We start from the raw sequence: 3,750 nt of genomic DNA, 5'->3' as shown, positions 1-3,750 counted from the left end.
GCCAACAGCAGCCTTGGGAACTAACCACCCATGAGTCTGAGCAAGATAAGTCTTAATTTCAACCTTCAATTTTTTATTCCCCAAATAGTCCAAGCTATTAATTCCATCATTCCCCACGAACCCATAAAGATTCACTCTGAGGTGAACCCCGAGATCTACGCAGATCGCTGCCGCCAATGTGATTTGGGATTTTTGCGCGAATCCTACGAACGCGAAGACGGCACCCTCGGTCGGCGTTGCAAAGCTGAAGACCCACAAGAATACGTAAAAAAAGGCGGGAAAATCGAAGACTCGGTCGGCAGAAAAATGTCTTTGTAATAGCCTGTTGGCAAACATTGAACTTGCACAAATTCGCAAAACTGAAACCCAAGATTCCTACATTGAGCCCACTCTGATTATCTGCGGAGATGGCATGTCGAGCATTTCAGCCATAATGAGAAGAAATAAGTACTCCTATCAGTCAGCAGATGTCATTGATTGCCTGCTCAGCTGCTCTATCAGCGTGAATTGATAGGAGTTCTCAGCCACCCGATAAAGCACAGCAACCATTGCTGTGCTTTTTTATTGTCTCGGAAGTAAGATCCTTGATGGTAACCCGTAACTACTGCATACCTCTACCTGCCACAGGCTACTAGACACCCGACAGAATTCGAAAACATGCTTAAAGTCTCTAATCTCACCACCCGATTTCACACACGCAACGGCATCGTGCGAGCAGTCGAAGACGTTTCTTTCTCCGTCGACTCCGGTGAAACCCTCGGCATTGTTGGTGAGTCTGGATCAGGGAAGTCAGTTTCATGCTATTCCCTTCTTGGCCTGATACCCACTCCTCCTGGAAAAATTCATTCTGGCTCTGCCATATTCGACAGAAATATCGACCTCCTTAACGCATCTGAAAAGGAATTTCGCAAAATTAGGGGGAAGAGAATCTCCATGATTTTTCAAGACCCAATGACTTCTCTCAATCCCTTTCTAAAAATTTCCACACAGCTAACAGAACCCCTTGAAATCCACGAAGGCATCAAAGGCAAAGCGGCACTCAATCGCGCCATTGAAGCCTTAGCTGAAGTTGGAATCCCTGAGCCGGAAAAACGTATCTACTCATACCCACATGAATTTTCAGGTGGTATGCGCCAACGCGTAATGATCGCTATGGCTCTCATCACACGCCCAGAGCTACTTATCTGCGACGAGCCCACCACAGCACTCGATGTTACTGTTCAGAAACAAGTGCTCGACCTCATCAAGGAGCGCCAAGAGATACTCGGCACAGCAGTCATCATGATAACCCACGACTTAGGTGTCGTTTCTCAGGTCTGTGACCACGTCAATGTCATGTACTCTGGCAGGATTGTTGAAAATGCTAGCACTACCGACTTATTCAAAAACCCGATGCACGCCTACACGCGTGCCTTATTGAAGTCCATCCCAGCTACCCACAGTAAAGGAGAAAGACTCTACACTATTCCCGGCCTCCCCCCTTCTCTAACTAGCCCACCGAAAGGCTGCACCTTCCATCAGCGTAACACCCTTGGAAATCCAGACCTCTGCACCACTGATCACTCACCAGAGCTTACGGAAAAGTCACCTAACCACTGGGTTCAAGATTGCCCCGGCTGCCTAGCTCAGACAGTAGGTTAACTTTCAAGGATTTGCGTCAGCGCCCGGTTGTGTGAGAAAATTGTCACCAATATGAAATTTCTCTGATAGGATGTGAGATCTATTCTCCGACACACGTACTAGACTCACAGTTTATGCAAGTCACACACACTCTTCTACCTGGCCTTCATGGCGACGCCACACTCTTCCCCCCCTTGGTGAAAGAGCTCGGTGACGTTCTGACCGAATGTATCGAGTACCCTACTTCCATTCCCCAATCTTATGAATTGTTAGAAAATTGGCTAATAGAGGAAATCGACTGGGATATCCCGCGTTTCATCATAGCCGAAAGTTTCTCGGGTCCCCTAGCCCTCCGACTCGCAAAACGTTTCCCAGAGTCAGTTCAATCTTTGGTTCTCGCTGCAAGCTTTTGTGCATCCCCGACAACCCCCAATTTAGCACTCTTACCTCTTCGGCCACTCTTCATGCTCAGCCCTCCAAAACGGACCCTCAGACATTTCCTTATTGGTAATGACGCTTCTGAACGACAAGTCACAGAACTCAAAAAAACTGTTTCTAAGATACCATCTAAAATTCTAAGTCAACGTGTCCGAGCTATCCTGAGCCTCCAGCCATCTGATAGCCCATGTCTCAAAAACCTTCCCATGCTCATCCTCCAAGCATCTGACGATAACATGATTCCTTGGGAGACACAAAATCAGTTGCGCATGCGCTATGAGCATGCGACCACACACTGGTTAGATGGTCCACACCTTATACTGCAATCAGCCAGTGCTGAATGCGCAGCGATAATCAAGGACTTCGCCAAACAACCTACTCAACAAGTTAGCTATGCATAAACCTCAAGTTGTTCTCTCTATCGCAGGCTCTGATTGCTCATCAGGGGCTGGAATCCAGGCTGACCTCAAAGCCTTTTCTTATTTTGGCACACATGGACTCACCGCCATCACTTGCGTTGTTGCTGAAACGCCAAACCAAGTCATTTCAATCCACCCAATCCCCCTCGCTATCCTCCAAGATCAAATACGTATTTTACTAGAAACGTATCAAATCAAAGCGATCAAGACTGGCATGCTCTACTCCAAGTCCCACATCGTTGCCATCACTGAGATTCTCCAACAACAACCGATTCCCATCATCGTAGACCCAGTCATGGTTGCCACTTCAGGCGCCCACTTGCTTAAGGATGACGCAGTAGATGCCTACATCAACCGACTGCTACCCCTCGCTCAACTCGTCACTCCAAATCTCGCGGAAGCCTCAGTTCTACTCAATCAAGACATCACCCAACTCGACCAACTCGAAGGCGCAGCAAAAGAGATTAGTTCGATTTATAACATTTCTTGCCTAGTCAAAGGGGGACACCTACCAGCTGAAAACAACCGAGTCGATGTACTTTGGCATGAAGGAAAACCATACCTCTACAGTGCTCCAACTGTGGAGATCGAAAGCACCCACGGCACTGGATGCGCACTATCAGCCGCCATCACGGCTAATATAGCCAAAGGCCTTGCTATCCCCGACGCTGTTCAATCAGCCAAGGACTGGGTCCATTCAGCAATCTCTGAGTCCTTTTTCTTCAAATCTTCCGAGGGTGATACAGTACAAGCGCTCAACCAATTGAGCCCCGGAGCGCTGAATTAAATGAAGCAAAACAACAATGGTGTAAATCCATTAGCAAAGTTCCCGCTCCCCAAAAACAAAACCCGCATCGCTTTAAGCTATGCAGGTTTTGGAAGAAAAATGATCATCTATGCCGCAATATCGTAGTGCTCCGAAATATCTTGAAAGATATTATCTCGCCTCTTGCGAGCCAGTTTGACATCGCGAGTTTTGAGAGAAAAACGCAAGCGCTCAGCTGTAGCATCTGCCTTGTGTACTGTAAGGTGACACCACCATACTCCACGATTGTTCCATAAATGATGATTTAGGTTCTCGTCGTTTACACGAAGAGCCAATTTAGTCTTTTTGAGTAACATTGTTCTATTTGATACAGGTTAAATTATGCCTCTAACATGTCTACCTGGGACATCTAGACATTTACACTAAGCTAGTTTTGCCGATTCACAAGTGCATACTGGCCATAAAGAAAATTCAACAAAAATATGACGAATTTTCACAAAAAAAACA

The 3,750-nt window shown here is 46.7% G+C and carries 5 protein-coding genes; 4 read left to right on the top strand and 1 reads right to left on the bottom strand.

Going from position 1 to position 3,750, the window contains the following annotated elements; translation table 11 throughout:
* The first annotated feature begins 141 nt into the window (after positions 1 to 141).
* The 4 genes from ABGY95_RS07570 (at position 142) to thiD (ending at position 3,264) form a co-directional block, all read left to right on the top strand.
* Complete coding sequence (locus ABGY95_RS07570; RefSeq protein ID WP_347441083.1) at positions 142 to 318, top strand: hypothetical protein; 177 nt, start codon at positions 142 to 144, stop codon at positions 316 to 318.
* 339 nt (positions 319 to 657) lie between these two features.
* Positions 658 to 1,641, top strand: a complete 984-nt coding sequence (locus ABGY95_RS07565) for an ABC transporter ATP-binding protein (RefSeq protein ID WP_347441082.1) — start codon at positions 658 to 660, stop codon at positions 1,639 to 1,641.
* A 113-nt stretch (positions 1,642 to 1,754) separates the two neighbouring features.
* Positions 1,755 to 2,459, top strand: a complete 705-nt coding sequence (locus ABGY95_RS07560) for an alpha/beta hydrolase (protein WP_347441081.1) — start codon at positions 1,755 to 1,757, stop codon at positions 2,457 to 2,459.
* Complete coding sequence (gene thiD / locus ABGY95_RS07555; protein WP_347441080.1) at positions 2,452 to 3,264, top strand: bifunctional hydroxymethylpyrimidine kinase/phosphomethylpyrimidine kinase; 813 nt, start codon at positions 2,452 to 2,454, stop codon at positions 3,262 to 3,264. Before ABGY95_RS07560 ends, thiD begins: the two co-directional genes overlap by 8 nt.
* Positions 3,265 to 3,371: 107 nt before the next feature.
* Here the strand turns inward: thiD and ABGY95_RS07550 are convergent, their stop codons facing one another.
* Positions 3,372 to 3,599, bottom strand: a complete 228-nt coding sequence (locus ABGY95_RS07550) for a hypothetical protein (RefSeq protein WP_347441079.1) — start codon at positions 3,597 to 3,599, stop codon at positions 3,372 to 3,374.
* Between the last annotated feature and the right edge of the window lie 151 nt (positions 3,600 to 3,750).

It is taken from the genome of Rubritalea sp., from assembly GCF_039830215.1.
GTDB lineage: Bacteria > Verrucomicrobiota > Verrucomicrobiia > Verrucomicrobiales > Akkermansiaceae > Rubritalea.
The sequence above is the reverse complement of the archived record's forward strand: the minus strand, read 5'-3'. Positions and strand labels throughout refer to the sequence as shown.

Bases quoted from the DNA above. Each gene is read 5' to 3' on its own strand.
- ABGY95_RS07565 (WP_347441082.1), top strand. From the start codon at position 658: ATGCTTAAAGTCTCTAATCTCACCACCCGATTTCACACACGCAACGGC.
- ABGY95_RS07560 (WP_347441081.1), top strand. From the start codon at position 1,755: ATGCAAGTCACACACACTCTTCTACCTGGCCTTCATGGCGACGCCACA.
- thiD (WP_347441080.1), top strand. From the start codon at position 2,452: ATGCATAAACCTCAAGTTGTTCTCTCTATCGCAGGCTCTGATTGCTCA.
- ABGY95_RS07550 (WP_347441079.1), bottom strand. From the start codon at position 3,599: ATGTTACTCAAAAAGACTAAATTGGCTCTTCGTGTAAACGACGAGAAC.